Origin of the sequence: Paenibacillus sp. NPDC058177 (assembly GCF_042883835.1) — a bacterium.
Classification (GTDB): Bacteria; Bacillota; Bacilli; order Paenibacillales; family Paenibacillaceae; genus Paenibacillus_AQ; species Paenibacillus_AQ agri.
The window spans coordinates 643499-668469 of the sequence record NZ_JBHVVB010000002.1 but is presented as its reverse complement, the minus strand read 5'-3'; the positions used below and the strand labels follow the sequence as shown (position 1 = coordinate 668469).

The following is a 24971-nucleotide window of genomic DNA, read 5'->3' as shown; positions in this document are numbered from 1 at the left end:
TTGTCGATTTAAAGCTGAGTCTTGTTAAAGTATTCCTAAAATTCACATTTGTTCACTATATTTATTGAACTGAAAAATTAACATAAGGGGACCGAAATGGAGGGAAAGTTTGGAACTGAAGGAGCGGTAGCGACCGCCTAAAAGCTTTCCGAAGGAAAGCTCACATCGGAAGCATAGGCTCTCCGGATTTTATCCGCGAGTAGCGGTACAATCTAAAAAATCTGGAGACAACAGCGGCCGAAAGTCCAAACGTTTTCCGCAATGGCGGCCTGACCCCATAAATAAATGTTAAGTTCAGTCTATATAGTCAACCAATCTAGACTGTTTGAAAGGGAGGGTTAACGATGGAACGTCCGATCTTATCGATGGAGGGGATCAGCAAGGAGTTTCCGGGTGTAAAAGCTTTGGAAGACGTCGATTTCGAGCTTTATCCTGGAGAGATTCATGCTTTGATGGGAGAGAATGGGGCCGGTAAATCCACTTTAATGAAAATATTATCCGGTGTGTATGCACCTACCAAAGGGATTATCCGGCTCAAAGGACAAGAGGTCGTTTTTCGTAATCCTCTCGATGCACAGCATCAGGGTGTATCTATCATTCATCAGGAATTCAATCTGTTTCCCAATTTGTCTGCAGCAGAGAATATTTATATCGACCGTCCGGAAGTGGTGGGACGATTCGGAAGAATCCAGTGGTCAAGATTATATAGTGAAGCCCAGAAACTGGTCGATTCTATTGGTGGTAGAGGGATTGATGTTCGTAAGGAAGTACGGCATCTAGGGGTTCACAGCCAGCAGGTCATCGAAATTGCCAAGGCCTTATCCTTTCAGGCTGATGTTCTGATCATGGACGAGCCATCCGCCGCGCTGCCGGAGAATGAAGTGCAAAAGATGTTTGATGTAGTGAAGCGGCTTAAAGAACAGGGTGTGGCTATCGTCTATGTCTCGCACCGAATGAAGGAAATATTCGAAATCGCAGATAAAGTGACGGTATTAAGAGACGGGAAGAAAATCGCTACACACAAGATTGAAGAGGTGACTGAGCAAAGCCTGATTCAGATGATGGTCGGCAAAGAGGTCGCTCAATTATATCCTGTGCGAACCGTAGAGCCGCGTGAAGAGATTGTGCTTCAGGTGAAGCAGCTGTCTCTCGACTCTGCGCATGCTATTTCTTTCAACTTGAGAAAAGGTGAGATCCTCGGCCTTTTTGGGATACCAGGTTCCGGCTCTCACACTGTAGCAGAGCGACTCTTCGGATTAGTGAAGGGAACAGGGGCAATCGAGATCAATGGTGTTCAAGTACAAATTAATACTCCTAATGAAGCGAAAGCTAAGAAGATTGCTTATGTTCCGCCAGATCGCCACCGCCAAGGGATTATTAAACCGATGTCGATCCGGCAAAATTTAGCGATGCCCATCCTGCCCGAGCTCTCCACGGGCTTGATTCTGGATCAGGAACGAATCAAGAAGATGAGCAGCTCCTATATGGAGCAACTGCATATCAAGGCACCGAATGATCTGCAAAGTGTCGATTTTCTGAGTGGTGGCAATCAGCAGAAGGTAGTTATAGGCAAATGGTTGGCTGCAGAGCCGGAAATCCTCATTCTCGAAGAACCTACACGTGGTGTGGATGTGGGGGCGAAGGCTGAAATCTATAACATTATTCATCAGTTGGCATTAAAGGGCTTGAGCATATTGCTTATTTCATCAGAGATGCCGGAGGTCATCGGCCTCAGTGATCGAATTCTGGTGCTGCATAAGGGAGAGATTGTCCATGAATTCGGACGTGGGGAGGCGGATCAGGAGCAATTACTGAAACGAGCCTCCAATCCGCGCACTAGGGGAGGAGATGTCATATGAAGCGTCTATTGAACGTCCACGAAGCACCGATCATCTTGTTCACAGTATTGATAGGCATTCTGTTTACAATCATCTCCCCGGAATTTCTTCAACTGGATAATGCGAAGCTGATCTTGGAGCAGAATACTTCAAGCGCGATTGTTGCCATCGGGATGACTATGGTAATTCTACTGGGCGGCATCGACTTGTCGGTAGGCTCGGTGCTGGCACTGACCGCCACTTCTGTGGGGCTGTTCCTCAGTCAAGGGATGTCACCTTGGCTCGCTTCCTTGCTTGGCGTTGGTATAGGGATTCTGTGCGGTATGTTTAACGGTTATTTCATTGCTGTGCTGAACATCCCGGACATTATTGTTACCTTGGCTTCAATGTATATCTTTCGGGGTCTGGCCGTTGGCATCAGCGGCGGAACGTGGATGACTAATTTTCCACCAGGATTCCAGTTTTTCGGACAAGGGCAGGTTCTGGGTATATCCTTTCCGCTAATCGTTACTGTAATTCTGATCATCGGCTTTATCTTTCTTCTAAAATTCACCCGCTTTGGCCGCAGAATCTATGCGATTGGCGGTAATAAAGCCGCGGCCAAGCTGGCCGGTGTAAGTATACCGAGAACCAAATTTATGGTCTATGTATTCAGCGGAATGCTTGTGGGTATCGCGGCAGTGATTTTTGCCTCCAAGGTGGGCAGTGTTCAGGCTTCAACGGCAGGCAGCAATCTATCCTTTGAAGTGATGGCGGCAGTCTTGATCGGTGGGGGGAGCATCTTCGGCGGTACCGGCACGATTGCTGGAACTGCGGTCGGTATTCTCCTGATGGGGATTATCAAGAACGGTCTGGTCATTGCTAAAGTTTCTCCATTTTGGGTAGATGCGACGACTGGGTTTCTGATTATCTTGGCGATTGCCATCAATACGCTGCAATACGTCAGACAAAATAAACGCAAAGGCGGCGAGCTGATATGAGTGCACTGACCCAATTTTTTAACTTTAGATCTAATAAAATGCTGGTTCAGATGCTCTTGTTTATCTTCATCCTCGTCTTTTTCAGCATTCAATCTCCTTACTTCCTGTCATTCACCAATTTCATGAATGTGCTGAATCAGATGGTTGAGGTCGGTCTGATTGCAATTCCGATGACCATGATCATTATCTCCGGCGCCATGGATCTCTCCGTCGGCTCGATTCTTGCCTTCTCGGCTGTTTGTATGGGACTTGCCTTTCAAGGCGGCCTCAACATTTGGCTTAGCGTGATCATTGGGCTGTTAGCTGGATTAGCATGCGGAGCTGTTAACGGATACCTGATTGCCAGGCATCGCATGCAGGCTATCGTAGTGACCATCGGAATGCTGGTAATGCTTCGCGGTCTTGTCTATGTACTGAACGAAGGTAGGCCGATCAGCGGTTACCCGGATGCCTTCTACTTTCTGGGACAGCAATACTTCTGGGGAATTCCCTTCAATGCGATTTTCCTGGCCGTCATGTTCCTGATTGCGAATTTTGTAATGAAGAAGACGCGGTTCAGCATCTATGTGTACGGCATAGGCAACAATGAGGAAACCGTCCATTATTCAGGAATTTCTGTTGTTCGCACCCGGTTCATTTTGTTCATGATCAGTGGGTTGTTCTCCGCTTTGGCTGGTGTTTTCCTAGTGTCCCGACTGGCAAGTGCAGAAGCGACATCAGGTACAAATATAGAGCTTGATGTAATAACGGCTACCCTGATAGGAGGCACACATATTTTTGGCGGAAGGGGGAGTCTTGCGGGTACGTTTCTCGGCTTGCTAATTATCGTGTTTTTACGCAATGGCCTGAATTTGTTGGGTGTATCTGTATTGTATCAATCCGTAATTCTCGGCATTCTGTTGTTGATCGCTGTTGGTAAACAAAAAGCATAACTTACTTGGAGGTCGAAGCACATGAGAAAAATAGCTACTACGTTAATTACTGGATTATTGACCCTTACTTTGGCTGCTTGCGGAAATACGGGTAACTCCAAACCACAGGAAAGTGCGGGAAGCAATAGCAATCAAGGCTCATCGTCCACTGCCACAAGAACCTATTTCATTAATCCGAAGTCCATTGGTCCCGCTTATTGGGCAGCCGCTGAAAAAGGAGCCAAGCAAGCAGAGACGGATCTGAAGGTGAAAGTTCTCTTCAATGCTCCGACTGAGGCAGATTCCTCTAAGCAAATTAATATGATTCAGGATATGTTGACTCGTCAAGTGAACGGGATTGGCGTCTCGCCAAATGATGCCAAAGCTGTTGGGCCTGTATTCAAGAAAGCAGCCGGTCAGGACGTCAAAATTGTCACCTGGGACAGCGATGCACCAGATACGGACCGTCAATATTATATAGCGCCAGCTACAGATGAAGAGGTTGGAGACAAGCTGGCTAAAACGATCGGCGACGAAATTGGAGGCAAGGGCCAGGTGGCATTCATGGTAGCGGGTCTTGGTTCTCAGAACCAAATTGCCAAATCGGAAGCGGCAAAAGCTTACCTGAAGGCTAACTATCCAGGCGTTGAAGTGGTCACAACGGTGTCCAGTGATGATGATCAACAGAAGGCATATGCCAATGCGCAAAACCTTATCAAAACGTATCCCGATTTGAAGGGCATCATTGGGTTCGCAGGCGGTGAGCCGCCGGCAGCAGCTGAAGTGGTCGAGCAGGCGGTAAAGGCTGGCACTTTGAAAGCAGGACAAATTGCGATTACCGGCATTGCCGTTCCTAGTGTGGTTAAAAACTACATCAAGAATGGCACGATTAAAACAGATATTATCTGGGATCCGGGCAAGCTCGCTTATACGACTGTATATGTCCTCGATCAACTGGCTCAAGGGAAAAAAATCACTGATGGCATGGATGTACCTACGGTCGGCAAGGTGAAAGTGGATGGGCAAAGCGTCTTTATCGGTATGCTGGAAGTCAAGAGTGACAATGTAGACAGCTTTGGATTCTAATCCTAAAGGATAGGAGGCGTAAAAATGCAGCATAGCATCAATGTAGAACCATTAACGAAAGAGGCGTTTGAACCTTACGGGAAAGTAATAGATCTTCCTTCTTACGCTCCTCCCAAAAGAGGAGATGGATGGGACTGCTGGAATTACATCGACATGCTGGATGTACACGAGCCTATTGGCTTTGGACTTGTGATTACGAAAAAGAGGGAGTTCTTGGTGGATGCCATGGAGCGTCACGTAAGCCGGGAGGAGCTGCTGCTTACGTTCGATCAAGAGATCATTCAGCCGGTGGCGTTATGTGCCGATATTGATGATCCGGATGAACATCCCGATGTAAGCACAGTGAGATGCTTCCGGATCAAACCGGGGCAAGCCATCATTATTGGCCGGGGTGTCTGGCACAGTCCTGCTTATCCTGCCCATGATGATGCGCGCTACATGTTCGCCATTGAGAAGAAGAAGGACAAATTCGGTGATGAAATGATCAATCCTTGGGTGAATTTCGGAAATGGGGATACGGTAAGTTTCGGAGATGGCTTGTCCATCTCTGAGGCTGACCCGAGCTTGATCAACTAGAGGAGGACTGGCAGCTATGAATCAAGAACAGCAAATTATGCAGTGGATTGATGATCATAACGATGAAATTATAAGCTTCTTACAACAATTGATACAGATTCCGAGTGTGAACCCCTGGTTTTTCGATGAGCCAGGGCCATCCAAAGAAAAAGACGTTCAGGAATTTATTGCCGATAAGCTGTCTAAATTAGGTGCGGAGATCGAATTATGGGAGCCTGTTGCCGACGATTTAAAGCAATATGAAGGAATGGCCGGTTATTATCCGGGAAGAGACTTTCAAGGAAGACCCAATTTGGCCGGTACTTTTGGAGCAGGAGCAGAAGGGAAGTCTCTGCTGCTCTTTGGACACATTGACGTAGTAAAAGCCGGTTCCAAATGGACCGTAGACCCCTTTGGGGCAGAGGTGATAGATGGCAAGCTGTATGGCCGGGGTACGGTTGATATGAAGGGCGGGGTCGCGGCCATGATTATGGCGGTTGAGGCGATCCTCCGCAGCGGGGCTAAGCTTAAAGGGCCTGTCATTGTGGGGACGGTCGTGGATGAAGAGACGGGTGGCATGGGTGCACTTGATTTTATCCACCATGGCTATCGTGCAGACGGCTGTATATTGACGGAGCCTACTTCACTTACAATCGCTCCATTATGCAGAGGAATTCTGTGGGCCAAAATCAAGGTGCAAGGCCGCAGTGGTCATATCGAGATGCCGCAGGCGGACTGGCAGGATGGCGGAGCGGTGGATGCCATTAAGAAAGCTAGATTAATCCTGGATCAGTTCGACCATCTGAATGCAGACTGGGCTGTACGCAAAACGCATCCGTATCTCTCGATTCCATGCCAAGTCCATGTAGCGCAGTTTAATGCGGGTGAGTATCCAACATCATTTGCCAACGAGGCTGAAATCGTGTTTAATGCGCAGTATTTGCCGTCGGAACGGGACGATAAATTAATGGGCGGACATGTGAAGAAAGAACTGGAAGACTTCATTTATAATATAGCGAAATCGGACCCTTGGCTAAGTCAGAATCTGCCGGAAATTGAATGGTTGGTGGATGCTGATTGTGCGGAAACCGATGTTGAGCATCACTTTGTTCAGACTTGTGTTCAATCTCTGCACTCTATTGGTCTGGAAGGCAAGATCGAAGGGCTGGGCTTCCATACGGATATGGGCTGGCCAGTTAATGTTGGGATTCCTACAGTGAATTTCGGCCCGGGAGATCCGAGTCTAGCTCACCACAGCGATGAGTTCACACCCGTAAACGAAGTGATAGATGCCGTTAAAATGATCGCCAAGACAATTATAGACTGGTGTGGAACTGAAGCAGTGGAGGTGCAGAATTGATGAAGGTATTATTCATAGGTGAATCCTGGATTGTTCATATGATCCATACGAAAGGTTATGACAGCTTTACATCGACTAAATATGAAGAGGGAGCTACGTATCTGTTATCCTGCTTGCGCGAAGAAGGAGTGGATGTAACATACATGCCTTCGCACGAAGTGCAGGTACGCTTCCCGAAAAGTCTGGAAGAGCTTCAAGCCTTTGATGCCATTGTGATCAGTGATGTGGGTGCTAACACTTTTCTGTTGCAGAACCCAACATTCTATCAAATGCAGATTATTCCCAATGCGCTCGACTCCATTAGACAGTTTGTTGCTGCAGGCGGCGGACTGTTGATGATCGGTGGATACCTGACGTTTATGGGGATCGAAGGTAAAGCGAATTACAAAAACACCATTCTCGCCGAGGTGCTGCCGGTTGAAATGATGAATGGCGAGGATCGTGTAGAGATGCCCGAAGGTTTCTCTCCGAAGGCTTCCAAGTCTCATCCGCTCATCGATTCATTCGGAGAATGGCCTAGGCTACTGGGATACAATAAATTGGTGACCAAGCCGGATGCGGAAGAAATTCTGAATTATAACGGCGACCCAATGCTTGTAGTAGGCACCTATGGATCAGGCAAAACCGCAGCCTTCGCAAGCGACTGTGCACCACACTGGGGCTCGCTGGAATTTATGAACTGGGAGCATTACTCGGCATTCTGGGGGAATCTGCTCAAGACACTGCAATAGATCGATCCTCCACAAAGTGAAAAGCAGCGCTTGAGGATATGCGGCTTAAGTGTTAAATAAAATCTGCTATGTTTCTTACGAGCCGTGCACACCAAGAAGGTGTGCGCGGCTATTTGCCGATTCTTAAGCTATGCCTGAGGGCAAGTCCAACGGGCTCTTTTTGTCACGAAAAAAAAGTTCAGAATATCTTAACAATCTCGGAAATAGAGATGAACATACGCATTTGTAAGCGTGTTCATCCTAATGGGGTGATACTTCTAGTTTGCGCAGCCAAAAGGAGGGCGAAAGATGAAGTCAGGCAAAAGGGGATTATCGCTTGTAGTGATGTCGGTTTTAAGTGTGTCTTTATTGTTTGGTTGTTCGGGTGGTAAGAATAGCCCGGCAGAGACGGGTAGTCCGGGGAAGGCTGAAGGTGGACAAACAGCCAAGAAGACGGTTAACGTCACGTTCAGGGATGACGGTGTTGGTGAGAATGGGGCGTTCTATAAGTGGCTGAAGGAAGTCGCGGCAAGTTATCCGGATAAAAATGTGGAGATCAAGCCGGCGCCGATTCAAGCGTCGGAAGGTGATTATTTTGCGAAGATCGCTCTGGCTTTGAAGTCCAAGGATACCGCACCGGATATTGTGACGGAAGATACGTTTATTCTGAATTCGGATGCCAGTGCAGGATTCCTGGAGCCGCTTGATGATAGATTGGCGAAGTGGGAGGACTGGACCAACGGCTCCTTCATCGAAGCAATGAAGAAGGGCGTTACGGCTAGTGACGGCAAAGTGTACGGGGTTCCTTACAACACGGATTCCCGCGGGTTATGGTACAACAAACAGATATTCAAACAGGCTGGTCTTCCAGAAGACTGGCAGCCTAAGACATGGGAAGATGTCTTGAATGCAGCCAGAACGATCAAGGAGAAAGCGCCGGATGTCGTACCGATCTGGATGAATATGGGCAAGGCAACGGGTGAGGCGACCTCGATGCAGACGTATGAAATGCTGCTGTATGGTACTGGGGAGAGGCTGTACGATGATGCCACCGGGAAATGGACGGTCAAAAGCCAGGGTATTCTCGATGCGCTTGGCTTCGTAGAGACGGTTAATAAGGAAAAGCTGGGGCCTCCGCTGTCCAAAGTGCTGAACGGCCAGGCCGGCAACACGGCCTCCCGTGAATACTTGCCAAAAGGCAAGCTGGCAATTTCACTGGACGGATCATGGATTTCAGGGAATTATCTCGATACCGGGGCTGCGCCATGGCCGGAATATAAGGATGTGCTGGGTTTTGCACCGATGCCTACCAGTAAAGGACAGGAGCCAGGCTCCATAACGCTGGCTGGTGGCTGGGCACTGTCGATTCCAAGCAACTCCAAGAATAAGGATGAAGCGTGGGCGTTTATTCAATACGCGTTAGGTAAGGAAAACACCCAGAAGCTGGTTATTGCTTCCGGAAATATCACCGTGCGTGCCGATGTTGCCAAGGACCCGGGGTATACCAAAATGCCGTTTAACGAAATTGCGACAGAATACCTGAAGAATGCGGAGTTCAGACCCGCTCAGGATAAATATCCGGAAGTGTCCACACAAATCCAAACGATGGTGGAGTCCGTGGCTACCGGAACTGCGCCTGCGGATGCGATGAACAAATATGCGCAGGATGTTACCCGCATCGTCGGTGCGGATCATGCAGTGGAGAAATAGAAGACAATAGCCAGAGGCCGGCTTGCTCAAGCATTCTTTCAGGTTATGCATGGATGCTTGGGCCAGCGGCCTTATTCAGAACTGCAGCACGGAAGGAGAACGGCACATGAGCAGCTTGTCAGTGGACATGTACGGTAAGTCCAAAAAATCATATACATGGCTCTTTTTTTTACTGCCTTCGATCGCGATTATGCTCCTATTTTTTATTTATCCGATATTGTTGACGTTCTTCTATTCGTTTACGAACCTGGCTCTGACCGGTGAAGCCGCGAAGGAATTGAAATTTATCGGATTCGATAACTATACACGGATGTTTCAGGACCCCACGGTAAGAATCAGCATCTGGAATACGCTGATCTTCCTGATCGGCTCAGCGGTTATTGGCCAACAGGTGCTTGGATTCCTCATTGCCTTGCTGATGAAACAGCGGAACAAAACCTTTCGGCGCGTTATCGGGACTATTGTGCTTGCAGGATGGGTTACACCAGAGATCGTATGCGCCTTGTGTCTGTATAGCTTTTTTGGGGATGATGGTACGCTGAATGCGATCATTGGGTTTTTCGGATTTTCGGAAGTGACTTGGCTGTTCACGGTGCCGATGCTCACCATTATCCTGGCGAACATTTGGCATGGTACCGCATTCTCGATGCTGGTATTCCAGGCGGCGCTGGACGATGTGCCAACTGAAATCGAGGAGGCTGCGGTGGTGGACGGGGCATCCAAGTGGAAAATATTCACCCGTATCATTCTGCCTTATATTAAAGGGACCATCACAACCAACATGATGCTGGTCACATTGCAGACGCTCGGGGTATTTGGCTTGATTTATGCGATGACCGGGGGCGGTCCTGGTAACTCCACGACTACGCTGCCTATCTTCATGTACAATCAGGCTTTCGTGAACTATCAGCTCGGTTACGGGACGGCCATATCGTTACTACTGCTGCTAATCGGTATCGTACTAAGTCTGTTATATATTCGCTCGATGAAAGAGTAACCGAGGTGAATCCATATGAATACCAAACAACGCAAACTGATCTTTCGCATCCTGCCGTATGCTATCCTTGCAGGGATTGGAATATGTTTCGTGCTACCGCTGCTTTGGATTCTGGTGGCTTCTGTAGATCCCAATGCGATGCAATCTCTAAAGGCTCCAAGTCGGCTCACCGGGGCTAATTATATCGAAGTCATCACAAGCAGAGACAATCAAAGAGCCTTCCTGATCGGCCTTGTAATGTCGCTTAGCCAAGCTGTGTTGGTTGTAATTCTAGCTTTGCTGGCAGCTTATCCATTATCACGTTATCAACTGAAGTATAAGAAGCCGTTCATGCTTACGATTTTGTTCATGACTTCCCTGCCGATTACGGCGGTCATGGTGCCTGTGTATCAGTTGTTTCTGGGGCTGAAGCTGTACGACAATATTCTTGGTGTCATTCTGTTCTATGTAGCGTCTTCGATGCCTTATGGCATCTGGATGATGAAAAACTTTATGGATTCCGTACCGGGCGACTTGGAAGAAGCTGCTTGGGTGGATGGCGCTTCGGTGTTTACGGGGATCCGCAAGGTTGTAGCTCCGCTCATGGTTCCCGGTATATGTACGGTAGCGATTTTCACCTTCTCTGGCAGTTGGGGTAACTTCTTCGTGCCGTATATCCTGCTCCAATCTCCTGAGAAATTCCCGGCTTCCGTGAAGCTATATCAGTTCTTCGGGCAATACGGCATGGTTGATTATGGCAGCCTGGCTGCGTTCTCGGTCCTGTATGCAATCCCGGCGATCATTATGTATATCCTCTCACAGCAGTACATGTCCAAGGGTTTTGGGTTACAGGGAGGTACTAAGGGGTAGAGTCTTTCACGAGATACCTCTTGATAAATAAACCATTTTTGAAAATACTAACGGCAGAAATGCCGTTTTTTGTTTGGAGACATGTATTTAAAAATAAGACGAGTACTGTCTCAGTTTATTTATATCTACGATAGTTACGGTTTTATTCTCCTTAATAATAATGCCGTCATCTATAAGTTCATTGAGCAGCCGCCGGAGATGGCGGTCCGAAATCCCTAGCATGCTGGCAACTTCCTTGCTAACAAAAAAGATTACCGGTGTCTCGAACAGCTCCGAAGTCTGTAGCAGGTATTTGCATAATTTGTTACGGGCAGGGTACAGCAGGGACCTGGCATTCTGAATGGAGGACCGCATCAGCTTCTCTGTTATGCTGGAGCACATGAACATTAGGAAGGGGACGGATCGGGTCAGCGTGCTATTCATGATCTCCAAGGGAATTCGCAAAATTTCAGTCGGCACAGCGGCAATTACAGTATGAAGGTATTGGCATTTATGAAAATATTCTATGTCCCCCAGCAGTCCTCTGCGCTCCAAATAATCCACTACCGCAATGTTTCCCTTCTCAGATGAATTATGAATGGCTACCTTGCCCTCGATGATGATAAAGAACTCCGTCAATTCATTGCCGGTAGAAATGACCGTTTCGTTCTTCTTGTAACACTTGATTTCAAGAGCAGGCAGGATCTCATCCGGAATAAGGTCCTGCAGATTGGCTTTTACGATGGCTGCTCTAAGGTCTGGTTGAGGCTTGTTGACCGTCATGCAGGCAGACTCCTCACGTCTTTATTTGTCGTTCTAAAAAGCGGACATATGTCCTCCTGTTTATGATTTTCAAATCATTATACTAGAGCCAGAAAGACAAGACAAATGCATAGAGACAGAGGTGACGGTATGAATTCTATAATTGATGATCATAGTTTGGCGAGTGCGGGAGCTGTAAGAATGCATTGGTTCCGGGAGCGGATGCCCGTTGTTGCTGGGGTAAACCAAACCTTTAAGGAGCAGCAAATCTTCAAAGGCAAGACGATTGCTGTGTGTATGCATATTGAACCCAAGACCGGATTTTGGATTGAGGGACTGCTGGGCGGTGGTGCGGAGCATGTCTATCTGGTGGGCTGTCTGGGGACCACGAAGAAGGATACTGCGGCATACTTGGCCTCCCTTGAGCATATCACCGTACTTGGTAAGGAAGGCGACACTTACGAAGACCACAAGGAATATCTCAAGCTGGTGATGGAGCATAAAATAGACCTTTTCCTGGACAATGGCGCAAGCCTGATTCTGGCTCATCATGAGCTTAACCCGGGCTGGAGTCCTATGGGCGCCAATGAAGAGACGCGCTCCGGGAAGCTGCTTATCGAGAAAGGTCAGGTAGAAACGGCCTATCCCATTGTGGTGATTGACGATTCGCCCCTGAAGCAAATTCTGGAGAATGCCGTAGGTGTCGGTCAGTCGGTTGTCGACGGATTTATGAGAACCACCAGCCTGCTGGTCGGCGGGAAAAAGGTACTTGTAGTGGGTTACGGATACTGTGGGAGCGGTGTAGCGAAGAAGTTCCGTGGCTTAGGCGCCACGACCCTGGTGTATGATCTCAATCCTGTCTATCAATTGAAGGCGAAGTCGGATGGTCATATTGTAGGTGAATTACAGGAGTTAATTCCTCAGGCGGATGTCATTATTACTGTGACCGGCGCCTTTGATGTGATTACCGAGCAGCACATTCCTTTATTCAAAGATAAGGTGATCCTCGGCAATTCCGGTCATTACAGCTTCGAGATCGATGTCAAAGCCATCAAGCAGGCCTCTATTTCAATAGATCAGGTCAAGGAAGGGATTGAACGAATCAGCTTCGGGGAGAAAAGGCTCTATTTGCTTCACCAAGCCAATCCGCTGAACCTTGCCGGTGCTGACGGTAATCCGATTGAAATCATGGATCTCGGGCTAGGATTACAATCCTATTCCGCCTATCGTATTGTTACAGGAGTAGAGACGCTGCAACCCGGAATGCAGCCGGTACCGGATGATATTAATGAAAGCATCAGTCAGCTATTTATTGAATCCTTGAAATGATCCATTCCCTTTCAAGGAACAAGAAAACGAACAGTTGATTTCACGAAGCGTAGCTTGTGGAGTTATACAAAGAGGCTGTCCCAAACACAAACTTTGGAACAGCCTCTTGTACTTACTCGGGGTATGAAGTTGTCTACTCTACGTGTTTATTTAAGGGGCGGAGTGCTGAGTGGAGCTTTGCGCACCTTCGCTGCTTGCTCATAAGAATATGCAAGCGAGAGGAGCAGCGGTTCGCTGTAATCGCGGCCGAGCAGTTCGGCTCCGATTGGAACGCCAAGCGGCGCCGTTGCGGTTGGCGTAGAGAAGCCGCCTGGGAACGTGACGGCCGGGAAGCCTGTGCCGTTAGATAGCGTACCGTTGCGCTCCATCTGATCCGCTGCGCTGATTGGCGCGACGAGTACCTTCTGCAGCGGGTACAGGATGGCGTCAAGCCCCAAGTCAGCCATCTTCGAAGATACTGCCAGACGCAGTTTGTCACGGTTCAGGGTGCGGTCTTTATACTCCTGGTTGTTCAAGCCGTCTTCCACGGCAATCTCGGTTTCAAGTGTTTTTTGGACTGTCGGTGATGCGGTTTTGGAATCCACCAGCTGACGGAAGGTTTTCACGGGAGCGTTGGGTCCAAGTTCGGCGAAGTATTTATCCATCGCAGATCTAGCTTCCCAGCTAGCCGTCCCTACCTTCGGTGACAATGTATCGTATTCCGGAAGCGAGAAACGGATGATCGTCGCGCCTTTGGCTTCCATCGTTTTGATCACTTGCTCCATGACCTTATTTACTTCTGCATGGCGTTCCTCCGTACCGTACAGATTGGTCATGACGCCGATTCGCGCGCCTTTCAGCGAATTCGCATTCAATCCGGCCGCATAGCTTTTCGGGGTCTTGCCGACGCCGAATGCGGTGATAGGATCTTTCGGGTCATAACCGACCATGACGTCGAGCAGTCTGGCCGCGTCTTTCACTGTGCGAGTGATCGGGCCTATTTCATCTTGCGTAAAGCTGTTAGGCATGACGCCGGCACGGCTGATCAAACCCCTGGTGGGACGCACGCCAACCAGGCTGTTGGCGGAAGCGGGAGAGCGGATCGATTGACCGGTGTCGCTGCCCGCTCCCAGCACGGCGAGATTGCTGGCAATAGCCGCGCCGGTACCTCCGCTTGAGCCGCCTGGGGTCAGGGTTAAGTCGTACGGGTTCAACACTTGGCCGCCGAGGCTGCTGATGGACATGCCTCCGCGCGCGAATTCCTGCAGATTGGCTTTTGCGAGGATGATAGCCCCGGCTTTGCGCATCTTATCTACTGTGAAGGCGTCGGATGGTGGTACCGAGTCTTTCATGGCCACGTTGCCTCCAGTCGTAGGCATATCCTTAGTATTGTAGTTGTCCTTCAAAATGATCGGGATGCAAAACAAGGGACTAACCTTGCCTTTGCTGTCTTTGTACTGCTTATCCATCTTCGCTGCAAGGTTCAGTGCATCATTGTTGACGTTAATAATGGAGTTGATGGCTGGGCCTTTCTTGTCATAAGCATTGATACGGGCGAGGTAACTTTTGACCAGTGCGGTACAAGTGAGTGTTCCGTTCGCGAATGCGGCGTGAATGCTGTCTACAGTTGCTTCCTCAAGGACGAAGGGCTTGGCTTTTTTGTCTTTATCTTTCGCGTCCTTGCCGTAGGCGGGAAACTGTAAAACTCCGAAGATTAAAACCAAGGCGATGACAAGTGATGTTAGATTTCTGGGTGTAAATTTCATTAAATGCCCTCCTGTTATTGTTTATGCGTAAGATTATATTACTCAAAATTAAAAATATCAATAGATTTCGTTGATTGTTGTTAATAAACATAACACAAAAAACTCTTGAATCAGACCTCGGGGCTGCGTGGGTCAGAAACCAGTGCAAGATCCGGGAGCTATTGGCACACTTTTTTTACACTTTCCTCTTTAAGAGGGGAACCGCCTTCCGTGTTGAAGTGTCTAATCTACTGAGGTGAGGATGCTGGGGCGAATCGTATTGGAGTAGCTTGAACAGATGGATGTTGAAAGCTTATAGCAGCTTACGACGACAGTTCTTTAATTATTGGTGAAATTTTGATGTTCATGAGAATATAAAGTAGGAAGGGGGAACTTATGAACAGATTCCTGAATGTACTTATGGTAATACTCATGCTGATGTTTATCTCTGCGTGTTCACAAGCAAATTCCAATTCTGTTGCAGAACCAGAAGAAATGTTGACACAGAAAGATTTTATCACCAATAAAGTGGAATTCTACACCCAAGATCACTTTAGGTTTGTGGAGAAATTCACAATTGAAGGCTCAAAAGCCCCGTACACGCTCCATTTTACGTTTGTGCCGGAAGTGGGTTCTGCACCTATCAAAGAGGATATTTATCGTTCGATGGTGGACTATGCCTGGAATGTGAACAACTTCTTCAAGGAAATTAAACGTTATGAATTCCAAGTCCTATGGGATGAGAATGTCAAGAAAGAGGCCGTAGGGGCCATTATGGACGAAGAGGCTGTAAGGAGCCTGAACATTCGCTACCTGGATTTGAAGAATGCTCAATTAGGTGGCGGTGATGTTTCTTACCGGTCGTTCTTCTCTAACCTCACTGAATCGGACGAAGCAAAGCGTTGGGCGGAGAAAGAGACTGGAGTTTAGTTGCACCCATTCGCTGGTAGTTCATAGTTAAGGGATTACCCCAAAACTAGGTATATTTCTTGATAAGAAGCCTATCTGCTAAAAAATATAGCGAAAATAGAACATTGCGGTGCTCAGAAAGAGTCCTGATCTCGCCATGTTCTATTTGTGGTCGATGACCACCTCTTGGGAAGGGAAAGGCAAGCGAAAGCCAGAGCCAGAGCCAGAGCCAGAGTGAAACCCAAAGCCAGAGTGAAACGCTGACCCAAACCCAAACCCAAACCCAAACCCAAACCCAAACCACTCGGCCTTCAGACGTGCAGGTCTCGTAAAGTAAAAATGGGTGTTACCCGTTATGCAGCGTCTAAATAACGGGAAATTCTCCCGTTAATTTTTCGAAAATGGCGTGTTCCAACAAAATAACGGGAAAGATTCCCGTTAATCTCTAGGATACCCTTCGATTTTCTGATAAAGGGGAAAAATAACTGGAGAAATCCCCTTTAATCCGTGCAAAACGCTTGAAAGGGGAGAATTAACGGTACATTTTCCTGTTAAATCAGAGCTATGCTCAGATCCCAGATACCACATCCCAGATCCCAGTTCCCAAGTTAGGGTGTGAGGATCTGCATGGATTCTGACCAATCCACCATTCTGCGCTACAAGGCGCACGAAGGTTCAAATCCTTTTTGGGACAACCCCTTCGTCAATAATGTTCTCCGGACGGCCTTATTCTGATTAAATCCGGTCTTCGGTGAGATAGGTTTTAACTTCCGGTGCATTGTATGCCGCGAACTGATCCAGAATTCCCTTGGCAGTAGTATCGACCAGCACCATGGAACGGTATTTTTCCTGCATGAATTTCTCGGCAGCGATATGATCAAACATGGTAATTAAAGCGTCGTAGTAATGTTCGATATTTAGCAGACCCAGTGGCTTATCGTGAAGTCCAAGCTGGCCCCAGGTGAAAATCTCGAAGTATTCCTCCAGCGTACCTGGTCCTCCCGGCAAAGCGATGAAGCCATCGGCGAGTTCTGCCATCTTGGCTTTACGTTCATGCATCGAATCGACAACAATCAGCTCGGTCAGGTGGTTGTGGGCAATTTCCCGGGTTTGCAGAAAATGCGGCAGGACGCCGACTACCTTCCCGCCTTTCTCTAATACAGCATCCGCTACGGCGCCCATCAAGCCTACACTGGCTCCGCCATAGATCAGGGTGATGTTACGCTCTGCAAGTTCATGACCTAATTTCTGTGCGCCTTCTCTATAGACAGGGGATGCACCTTCACTCGATCCGCAAAAAACAGCTACACTCTTCATCGTATCCTCTCTCCTTCGGAATGCTTTTTATAGGTATCCTACCATACGTATGTTCGGGTGTGAAGTGACCAGAGTCATCGGCATGAACGCTACACTTCGTGGCCGGGGGAATTGAATTTGACTTTAATGATAACTCTAACTATAATTAAAAATATGAACGGTCTGTCTTTTATTTACGTATTCATAATTGCCCTAATATTATAAAAATCATAAGGAGAGATTAGAATGAGCAGAGTATGGTTTATTACAGGAACGTCAACAGGGTTTGGGCGGAAATTCGTGGAGCAGCTGCTTCACACTGGAGATAAAATTGTTGCTACAGCACGCAACCTGGATTCCATCGCTGACTTGAAAGAAAAATCGCCGGAGAATGTGCATATTGCTGCACTCGATGTCACAAAGAAAGAACAAATTGAAGCTGCAGTGCAAGAGGCAGTGGACGTATTCGGCCGGATTGATATTGTCGTAAATAATGCTGGCTACGGGCTATTTGGAATGCTGGAAGAATATACGGATGAGCAAATCAGAGATCAGTTCGATGTGAACGTGTTCGGTATGCTGGATGTTATCCGGGCCACTCTTCCGGTCTTCAAGAAGCAGAAGTCGGGGCATTATGTGAATTTGTCTTCGATCTTCGGGGTGTGGGCTGTTCCAACTTACAGTGTATACGCAGCATCCAAGTTTGCAGTGGAAGGTTTCTCTAAAGCAATGGCAGCTGAGCTGGCCATGTTCGGGATTAAGACTACGATTGTGGAACCGGGCGTCTTCTTAACTGAATTCATGGGATCTTCTCAAAAACAAAGCAAATCTACCGACGAATATGCACCGGTGTATGAAGCCTTCAACAAGAGCTATGAGGCCCTGAAATTAGGCGATCAAGGAAAAGCGGTCGAATCCATTATCGCTATGATCAACAGCGAGAATCCGCCCCTGCATTTCCCGGTGGGGGCTATGGCAACCTATAGTATCCGGGATGAGCTAGGCAAAAGAATCGAAGAAGTTGTGGCGTGGGAAAAGGTATCGTTGATCGCGGAGTAATTCCCGCCACGGTCACGCTACCCGTCAAAAGAGACCTTACGGATGAAGCTGTAAGGTCTCTTTTTATTGCCAACATCGGTTTATTTCAGTACCTCATCGATATACCGGGCAAGTTGGTCTTTGATCAGTTGGAGCGGGGAGAACGGAAGAAGTTTGTTCATGAGCAGGCTCCCCTCGATCAGTGAGAGTATGACTACGGCTGTATTACGGGTATTGGCATCCGATCGGAATTCCCCTTGGGCGATTCCTGTATTTATGATATCTTCCAGCAACACCAGCATTCTGTCCATCGCTTCTTGTGCATGTTGGAACAGGGGAGGGGAAACAGCTTCGGCTTCTACAGCGGCATTGGCAATAGGACAGCCACCTGGAAAATCGAGGTCGAGATAAGTCTCGACAAAGGCATTCAGCTTATCGGCTGCTGCCGATGCCGAGGCGATGGCCGGCTCCATCTGTTCAGTAATCAGTGTGCAGTTGTATTTGAACGACTCGATCATCAGGTCTTCTTTATCTCTGAAATGATTATATAAGCCCCCCTTTTGCAGTCCGGTCGCATCCGTAACCTCGGCCAGGGAGGTGGATAAGTAACCGCGCTGATTAAGCAGCAGGGAGGTTTTCTCGATCACATATTGTTTCGTTTTCTCACCTTTACGAATCTTCAACACCGCCTTTCAAGCTCATGCTTCTTCTTTATTCTAAATTCAAAGGAAGCAGACGTCAATAAAAGACGGATTGTTCGTTTTCATAGTGAATCATTCTGCGTATTATTGTATAGCAGAGAATGTATGAACAAATTTTCGTATCCCCGGCAAGGCCAGCAGTGAGTGCTGTTTACAGTCCGGCAAAGGATATGTTGGCCCCCATATAATAACCGATAGAGGTGAATACCAGAACCCACACCAGTGATCCTAGGCTGGCGGTAAGGAAATATTTCCGAAAGGGCATGGCACTAATTCCGGAGATGTAGCTAGTAGCATGTCTCAGGCCTGGAACGAAGTATCCGAGAAGAATCGTCCAGAGACCAAACTTTGCGAACCAGCGCTTCACAATCTCAAACCGTTTGGTGGTGAGACCGATCCACTTGCCATGCTTGTCAACCAGTGGTTGTCCCAGTTTTTTGCCCAGGGTATAGCTAGTGAGCATACCTGTGACCGCTCCGATGAAGCAGACCAGCACGGAAATCGAGAAATCAAGGACCATTACAGAACACAGATAGCCTACGAACAGCATTAGAATTTCATCGGGAACCGGAATGCCTATAATTCCAAGCGCAAGCAGCGCAAAAATCGCGAAATATCCATATTGAGTGATCATATCCATAATCCATGCCATGCTGCAGTCACTTCCTGGCGTAAGTTTTTTTAAAGGATGGAAACGGAATTCTGCTTATCATCAGAACAGACAGCAAGCCCATCACAAGCAGTGTCATTTCAGGCTTCACCCGGTCACCGAGTAATGTTGTAAGAGACAGTATTACACCGGCAGCGGTAATGGGCAGACCGACGAACCCTCTGACGGGAGCACTTATATTAAATCTTGCCAACCGGAGCGCCCCGCATACCAGGAATACAACCGCCGCGAGCGGTCCGAGCCACACAGAATCCTCCAGCTTGTACATTAAGATCAGAAATACCGGAGCAATCCCGAAGGAAACGATGTCTGCGAGTGAGTCCAACTGTTTGCCAAAATCACTGGGACAATGCAGTAGACGAGCCAACAATCCATCCAGCACATCACATACGGCTGCCACCATCACCAGTGCAAATGCGACCATATATTCTTCGCGAATGGTAAAAAATAATGATAAGGCCCCTGCTCCCAAGTTGATTACAGTGAAAGCTGAGGGTAACCAAATCCATTTCATGTTTATTTTCACGCCTTTCGTGTAAAAAAAGATGATATTGAAAAATGATTAATGATCAAAGGTAATGACGATGCGAACGCCCATCCCCGTGTTCTCCGCTACATACCGGCAGCCGTGCAGATCCAGAATCCGCTTGACGATGGCAAGCCCAAGTCCTGTCCCGCCAGTCTGACGGCTGCGTGAAGGCTCAGCCCGGAAAAACCGCTCCCAGATTTGCTCCAACTGATGCTCCGGGATTTGCTCGCCGGTATTTTCAATGGAGAAAATAGAGGACTCTTCCAAGCCCTTGATACTTATAGTAATCGTGCTGCCTTCCACCGCATGACGGATCGCATTGGTAACGAGGTTAGAGACTACCTGTTCCATCCACCTTAAATCGCCATAGAGCGGGAGCTCATTGGAAGGAATAATCACAGCCTCGAGATTTTTTTGCTTCAATAAATAGACGAGCTTGCCCATTACATCTTCCACCAGCTCGCTGAGCATATAGGTTGTTTTACGGAGCTTGAGAGTGTCGGACTGCAAGGTCGCAAGATTCAGCATATCCTGAACGAGCATCTCCATTTTGTCCGATTCCTCGATAATGACGCCGATGTAGTGATCCTGCTTGCCAGCGCTCACCCCGTCCTGCAACCCTTCCGCGAAGCCCTTAATGATGCTGATGGGGGTCTTCAGCTCATGCGATGCATTGGCGAAAAACTCTTGCTGGGCGATCTCCATTTTTTGCTTTTCTTTCATATCACTCACCAGTTGCTGATTAGCCTCCTGAAGCTCCCCTAGCGCGCTGTCCAGCTTGCGCGAGAGGGTGTGCATGCTGGACGAAAGACTGCCCAGCTCGTCATTTTGCCGGATAGGCTCGTGATCAGTGAAGTCGAGATTGACCATTCGCTTCGCTGCATTGTTAATCGAGATAAGCGGACGGGTCACGATTTTTGAGAAGAAGAGAGACAGAAACAGGATTAGAATGAACCCGCCGATGCCGAGATAGACATAGAACCACTGCAGGGCCTGATTCGTCTCACTGACCTCCTGGAGCGAAGTCACTGTGAACAACAGGTCAATGTCGCCGTTCTTCATCTTCACAGGGTAGAGCAGAACGGAACTGCGGACGCCGGTCCAGGGTTCTGTCCAATCTGCTTGCTGAACCTCCAGTTTTTTTAGCTTCTCAAGCAGGGTTTGAGTTAGAGGGAACCATTCCTCCATAGCAGACAGCATAAGAACCTGGCGGGGGTTCCATGTCTTCAGATCAGGGAGTACAATCTCTGTAACTGTGCCCGTAATGGTCTCTGTTTCCCCAAACTCGTCTTCGCCAGTTATCACTTTTGCAGAAGGTTCTCCAACTACCGGTCCGCCTTGCTTGTAAATGTTTATCGGATAAAGCACATGGATCTGCGAATCTTCAACGATATCGTTCTCACCGAAGATGGTTAGCTGATCGCCCTGCTGTATCTGGGCATTCTTCAGCTCCGTGCCATACATATTCATAAAAAGGGACAGGTTGATCGTAACGAGCTGCCCATTTTCTTTTTTCAACGTGATATGGAAGGGGTCGCCTAGCTTCACTTTGCCTTCCAGGGTCAGAATGGCCAGCTGGCTTTTGTTCTGAATGATAAACTTGGCCGTGTCCTTAGAAATTTGACTCATACTCCGATTCTCTTCTGAGGCGTAGTTTACGGCGTAAGTCTTCAAATGATTTTCTACCCGGGAGATTTTCTGGTTCTCGTAGAAGCCTTCGAAGAACAGCATTTGGCTGAGGATCACCATGCCGTAAAAGCACAGGAAAAAAACAACGGTCATGATAAACAGCTTATAGGTGACGCCACGCTTCTTCATTCTTCCTCCTCGAACTTATAGCCGGTACCGATTACAGTACGGATATGACGTGATTCCGTTCCGAGCTTGCTCCGCAGTTTTTTGATATGGGTATCCACGACACGGGAATCACCTTCAAAATCCAATCCCCATATCCGGTCAAGTACAGTGTCGCGTGAAATGACAATCCCTTTGTTTTTGATCAAATAAAGAAGCAGTTCATACTCCTTGGGAGCCAGCTCCACTTCCACATGGTTCACTTCCAGCCGCCGGGCCATCGTGTTCAGTACCGCACCGCCGAACGTTAAGAGTGATGGCTGAGCTTTGGAAAGACCCTCGACTCTTTTCATCAGAACATTCGCCCGGGCCACGAGCACCTTAGGACTAAACGGCTTGGTGACGTAATCGTCGGCGCCCAGCTCAAAGCCTAATATTTTATCATCCTCGCCGGATTTGGCCGTCAGCAAAATAATAGGCACCTCTGAGCGGCTGCGAACCTGCCGGCATACTTCCCAGCCATCGATTTCCGGCATCATGATATCCAGAATCAGGAGGTCCGGCTGCAGGTCATCGAAACGGAGTAAGGCTTCTTGACCGTTGCCAGCTTCGTAGACATCCCAATCACTTTGTATAAAATAGTCGGCAATGACTTCACGAATACGGATTTCATCCTCAACGAGAAGCACTTTTTTATTCATGGAATCCCTCTTTTAATTCAGCTTGAAAAAAAGTATAACCTGCGGGTATGTCTTTCATGTGTCCATGAGGACACCGTGATAAATTTGGGGAAGAGGCGGGGGAGTCAATTTAAATATCATCAAATGAAGTGAAAAACACATTTGCGGGTGTTTTTGAAGACGCTGCCCTTTGGAAAGCCGAATTGCTTCGAGATGGTAATCCCGTTAACCGGTTAAAGCTGGCCGATGGCATCCAGCACATGCAGCATGATGATCGTCAGTTCCTTGATCAGATCTTTAAGGACCGGAATGTCCGTATGCTCTAGCATCCATGCGGTCTCCTCGTCATCCTCCTGCTGCAACTTTTTTTGTAAAGCATAGGTCTGCTCCAGCAGAGTTTGGATCAATGTATCATTATCGCCGCCTGTGCCGGGATCGGAATCAGGGGAAGAGTTATAGGATAGATTCATGTCTGCTCTCCTTATAAGTAAGGCTTCCTCAGTATAACAATAATAAGGTCACCTATAAAGTTTCGGGGAAACCATAACTGGTGTCACATAATATCATGATTTTTGAGATCAAAAAGCAATAAAATCATAGAAATTGGTGCCTTCTTATCGTAGAAATGATAACAAAATCACAGCAATCGAAAGTTTAAAATGCGTTATAGCTGTGATAGCATTCCATTTGTAAGCGGATTCATGAAATGTAGAGGGGGTTCCACTTTGCTCAAAGAACTGAATAAGCACAAGGTCTTGTATCTGATGACCTTGCCTGCGATGCTACTGCTGCTGGTATTCAGTTATTTTCCGATGGCCGGCATCATTATCGCATTTAAAGATTTCAATTTAAGTACGGGGATATTTCGCAGCTCCTGGGCACACCCGATCTATGAGAATTTTCAATACTTCTTTACTTCATCCAATTGGGTCCGGGTAACCCGGAATACCATCCTGCTGAATTTATTGTTCATCGCGGTTGGCACCTTCCTTAATGTGGCGCTGGCGATCCTTTTTAATGAGATCCGGTCGGTCTGGTTCAAGCGGGTCTCTCAATCACTAACGCTGCTTCCATACTTCATCTCCTGGATTGTGGTGGGCGTGTTCGCTTACAACATCCTGAGCTATGAGCACGGAATGTTAAGCGAGCTGCTGGTGAGATGGGGCTTTGATAAGATTGACTGGTATTCGCGTCCTATGGCTTGGCCTTTTATAATCGCCATAATTTTTGTATGGAAAAGCATCGGCTATAACAGCATCATCTACCTGGCCACCCTGATGGGGATTGACAATACGCTTTATGAATCGGCCCGGATTGACGGGGCTACCAAGTTCAGGCAGATCATTCATATTACCATTCCGATGCTGCGGCCAACCATTATCGTGCTGACCCTGCTCGGCATCGGCCACATTATGAACTCTGATTTCGGAATGTTCTACTCCCTTGTCGGCGATAACTCTCAGATCTATTCTACAGTGGATGTCATCGACACCTTTGTCTTCCGCAGCTTGAAGGGCGCCGGGGATATGGGAATGGCCGCAGCGGCGAACTTCTATCAGTCGGTACTGGCCTTCGCGCTTGTCTATATCAGCAACCGGCTGGCCCGCAAGTATGAAAGCGACGCAGCGCTCTTTTAAAAAAATGAGGTGCATAATGGAGGTACTTGCATGAAAATCAGCACATCCTTTTCCTGGGGCCAAGCGTTTCTAAATCTGATCGTCACGCTGATCGCCCTGTTCTGTGTCATCCCGTTTATCATCATTCTATCCAGCTCTATGACCCGGGAAATGGATATTCTCACCAGCGGGTATAATCTGTTTCCGAAAAATATTGACTTTGCGGCTTATCAGTATTTGTTCCAGCGGATGAGTGTGATCCTGAATGGCTACAAGGTCACGAGTCTGGTCACGGTGATTGGTACCATTGCCAGTCTGGCGATTACGGCCATGATTGCTTACCCGCTGTCACTGCGCAGGCTGAAATACCGTAATTTTATCTCCGCCTACGTGCTGCTCACAATGCTCTTCAGCGGGGGAATGGTTCCATGGTATATCATCTGCGTCAAATATCTACATCTTCACAACAATATGGCTGCACTTATTCTGCCTTCGATGGTTAACGGGTTCAATGTGTTCCTGATGCGCAGCTACTTCTCCTCGATCCCGGAGGAAATGCATGAATCCGCCAAAATCGACGGTTCCGGAGAGTTCCGGACGTTGATATCTATCATTTTGCCTCTATCGACGCCGGTGTTTGCCTCTGTAGGCTTGTTTATAGCTCTGGGCTACTGGAATGACTGGTGGCTGGGACTGATGCTAATCGACAAGGTAGAGCTGCAGCCGCTGCAGCTGCTTCTGCGGACCATTATCTCGAATGTGGATTATCTGGCCAATTCCAGCGTGCTGGCCACGACTGCTGACCAGATGATGCCGCGCGAAAGTATCAAGATGGCTGCCACGATGATTACAATCGGTCCGATTATTTTTCTGTATCCGTTCCTCCAGAAGTATTTCGTCAAGGGATTGATGCTGGGGGCGATTAAAGGGTAAGACGTTCACGGTTTG

The 24971-nt window shown here is 47.9% G+C and carries 24 protein-coding genes; 15 read left to right on the top strand and 9 right to left on the bottom strand.

Going from position 1 to position 24971, the window contains the following annotated elements:
- Positions 1-344 precede the first annotated feature (344 nt).
- The 10 genes from ACFVU8_RS12995 to ACFVU8_RS12950 all read left to right on the top strand — a co-directional run bounded on the left by ACFVU8_RS12995 (position 345) and on the right by ACFVU8_RS12950 (position 10996).
- Positions 345-1859, top strand: a complete 1515-nt coding sequence (locus ACFVU8_RS12995; protein WP_387427724.1) for a sugar ABC transporter ATP-binding protein — start codon at positions 345-347, stop codon at positions 1857-1859.
- Entirely contained in the window at positions 1856-2818 is a 963-nt protein-coding gene (locus ACFVU8_RS12990; RefSeq protein WP_387427722.1) for an ABC transporter permease, read from the top strand. Before ACFVU8_RS12995 ends, ACFVU8_RS12990 begins: the two co-directional genes overlap by 4 nt.
- On the top strand, positions 2815-3750 hold the full coding sequence (locus tag ACFVU8_RS12985; RefSeq protein WP_387427720.1) for an ABC transporter permease: 936 nt from the start codon (positions 2815-2817) through the stop codon (positions 3748-3750). Before ACFVU8_RS12990 ends, ACFVU8_RS12985 begins: the two co-directional genes overlap by 4 nt.
- Positions 3751-3771: 21 nt before the next feature.
- Positions 3772-4815, top strand: a complete 1044-nt coding sequence (locus tag ACFVU8_RS12980; protein WP_379469434.1) for an autoinducer 2 ABC transporter substrate-binding protein — start codon at positions 3772-3774, stop codon at positions 4813-4815.
- Between the two features lie 24 nt (positions 4816-4839).
- Positions 4840-5391, top strand: coding sequence for an ureidoglycolate lyase (locus ACFVU8_RS12975; protein ID WP_387427719.1), 552 nt, complete (start codon positions 4840-4842; stop codon positions 5389-5391).
- Positions 5392-5407: 16 nt separating this feature from the next.
- On the top strand, positions 5408-6730 hold the full coding sequence (locus tag ACFVU8_RS12970) for a M20 family metallopeptidase (RefSeq protein WP_387427718.1): 1323 nt from the start codon (positions 5408-5410) through the stop codon (positions 6728-6730).
- On the top strand, positions 6730-7461 hold the full coding sequence (locus ACFVU8_RS12965) for a glutamine amidotransferase (RefSeq protein ID WP_387428020.1): 732 nt from the start codon (positions 6730-6732) through the stop codon (positions 7459-7461). Before ACFVU8_RS12970 ends, ACFVU8_RS12965 begins: the two co-directional genes overlap by 1 nt.
- A gap of 288 nt (positions 7462-7749) precedes the next feature.
- On the top strand, positions 7750-9150 hold the full coding sequence (locus ACFVU8_RS12960) for an ABC transporter substrate-binding protein (RefSeq protein ID WP_387427717.1): 1401 nt from the start codon (positions 7750-7752) through the stop codon (positions 9148-9150).
- Between the two features lie 106 nt (positions 9151-9256).
- The gene (locus tag ACFVU8_RS12955; RefSeq protein ID WP_387427715.1) at positions 9257-10147 is read left to right on the top strand and encodes a carbohydrate ABC transporter permease; all 891 of its coding nucleotides are present in this window, start codon (positions 9257-9259) and stop codon (positions 10145-10147) included.
- 15 nt (positions 10148-10162) lie between these two features.
- The gene (locus tag ACFVU8_RS12950) at positions 10163-10996 is read left to right on the top strand and encodes a carbohydrate ABC transporter permease (protein ID WP_379469425.1); all 834 of its coding nucleotides are present in this window, start codon (positions 10163-10165) and stop codon (positions 10994-10996) included.
- A gap of 87 nt (positions 10997-11083) precedes the next feature.
- Here ACFVU8_RS12950 and ACFVU8_RS12945 read toward each other — a convergent pair whose 3' ends face one another.
- Positions 11084-11758 carry a Crp/Fnr family transcriptional regulator gene (locus tag ACFVU8_RS12945; RefSeq protein ID WP_387427713.1) on the bottom strand — a complete coding sequence of 225 codons (675 nt, stop codon included), beginning with the start codon at positions 11756-11758 and terminating at the stop codon, positions 11084-11086.
- 129 nt (positions 11759-11887) lie between these two features.
- On the opposite strand from ACFVU8_RS12945, the gene ACFVU8_RS12940 reads away from it, so the two are divergent.
- A complete protein-coding gene (locus ACFVU8_RS12940) occupies positions 11888-13066 on the top strand; it encodes an adenosylhomocysteinase (RefSeq protein ID WP_387427712.1) in 1179 nt (392 codons plus the stop codon).
- Between the two features lie 146 nt (positions 13067-13212).
- On the opposite strand, the gene ACFVU8_RS12935 is transcribed toward ACFVU8_RS12940, so the two are convergent.
- On the bottom strand, positions 13213-14811 hold the full coding sequence (locus tag ACFVU8_RS12935; protein ID WP_379469419.1) for an amidase family protein: 1599 nt from the start codon (positions 14809-14811) through the stop codon (positions 13213-13215).
- Positions 14812-15186: 375 nt separating this feature from the next.
- Between ACFVU8_RS12935 and ACFVU8_RS12930 the strand changes: the two genes are divergently transcribed.
- Positions 15187-15720, top strand: a complete 534-nt coding sequence (locus ACFVU8_RS12930; RefSeq protein WP_387427710.1) for a hypothetical protein — start codon at positions 15187-15189, stop codon at positions 15718-15720.
- A 714-nt stretch (positions 15721-16434) separates the two neighbouring features.
- On the opposite strand, the gene ACFVU8_RS12925 is transcribed toward ACFVU8_RS12930, so the two are convergent.
- Positions 16435-17016, bottom strand: a complete 582-nt coding sequence (locus ACFVU8_RS12925) for an LOG family protein (RefSeq protein ID WP_387427709.1) — start codon at positions 17014-17016, stop codon at positions 16435-16437.
- A gap of 225 nt (positions 17017-17241) precedes the next feature.
- On the opposite strand from ACFVU8_RS12925, the gene ACFVU8_RS12920 reads away from it, so the two are divergent.
- Positions 17242-18054, top strand: a complete 813-nt coding sequence (locus tag ACFVU8_RS12920; RefSeq protein ID WP_387427707.1) for an SDR family NAD(P)-dependent oxidoreductase — start codon at positions 17242-17244, stop codon at positions 18052-18054.
- An 80-nt stretch (positions 18055-18134) separates the two neighbouring features.
- On the opposite strand, the gene ACFVU8_RS12915 is transcribed toward ACFVU8_RS12920, so the two are convergent.
- From ACFVU8_RS12915 to ACFVU8_RS12890, 6 genes are all read right to left on the bottom strand, one after another.
- Positions 18135-18716: a TetR/AcrR family transcriptional regulator gene (locus tag ACFVU8_RS12915; protein ID WP_379465926.1), complete on the bottom strand. Its 582-nt coding sequence runs from the start codon at positions 18714-18716 to the stop codon at positions 18135-18137.
- 169 nt (positions 18717-18885) lie between these two features.
- A complete protein-coding gene (locus ACFVU8_RS12910) occupies positions 18886-19386 on the bottom strand; it encodes a DedA family protein (RefSeq protein ID WP_175370031.1) in 501 nt (166 codons plus the stop codon).
- Positions 19387-19393: 7 nt separating this feature from the next.
- Positions 19394-19918, bottom strand: a complete 525-nt coding sequence (gene pssA, locus ACFVU8_RS12905; protein WP_175370032.1) for a CDP-diacylglycerol--serine O-phosphatidyltransferase — start codon at positions 19916-19918, stop codon at positions 19394-19396.
- A gap of 48 nt (positions 19919-19966) precedes the next feature.
- Positions 19967-21751, bottom strand: coding sequence for a sensor histidine kinase (locus tag ACFVU8_RS12900; RefSeq protein ID WP_387427706.1), 1785 nt, complete (start codon positions 21749-21751; stop codon positions 19967-19969).
- A complete protein-coding gene (locus ACFVU8_RS12895; RefSeq protein WP_175370034.1) occupies positions 21748-22428 on the bottom strand; it encodes a response regulator transcription factor in 681 nt (226 codons plus the stop codon). The genes ACFVU8_RS12900 and ACFVU8_RS12895 overlap by 4 nt, the downstream gene beginning before the upstream one ends.
- Before the next feature lie 212 nt (positions 22429-22640).
- Positions 22641-22877 carry a hypothetical protein gene (locus ACFVU8_RS12890; RefSeq protein WP_387427705.1) on the bottom strand — a complete coding sequence of 79 codons (237 nt, stop codon included), beginning with the start codon at positions 22875-22877 and terminating at the stop codon, positions 22641-22643.
- 255 nt (positions 22878-23132) lie between these two features.
- On the opposite strand from ACFVU8_RS12890, the gene ACFVU8_RS12885 reads away from it, so the two are divergent.
- Both ACFVU8_RS12885 and ACFVU8_RS12880 read left to right on the top strand, forming a co-directional pair.
- Positions 23133-24044, top strand: coding sequence for an ABC transporter permease (locus tag ACFVU8_RS12885; protein WP_387427703.1), 912 nt, complete (start codon positions 23133-23135; stop codon positions 24042-24044).
- A gap of 30 nt (positions 24045-24074) precedes the next feature.
- Positions 24075-24956 (top strand): carbohydrate ABC transporter permease, encoded by an 882-nt coding sequence (locus ACFVU8_RS12880; protein ID WP_175370037.1) that lies wholly within the window; start codon positions 24075-24077, stop codon positions 24954-24956.
- The last annotated feature ends 15 nt before the right edge of the window (positions 24957-24971 follow it).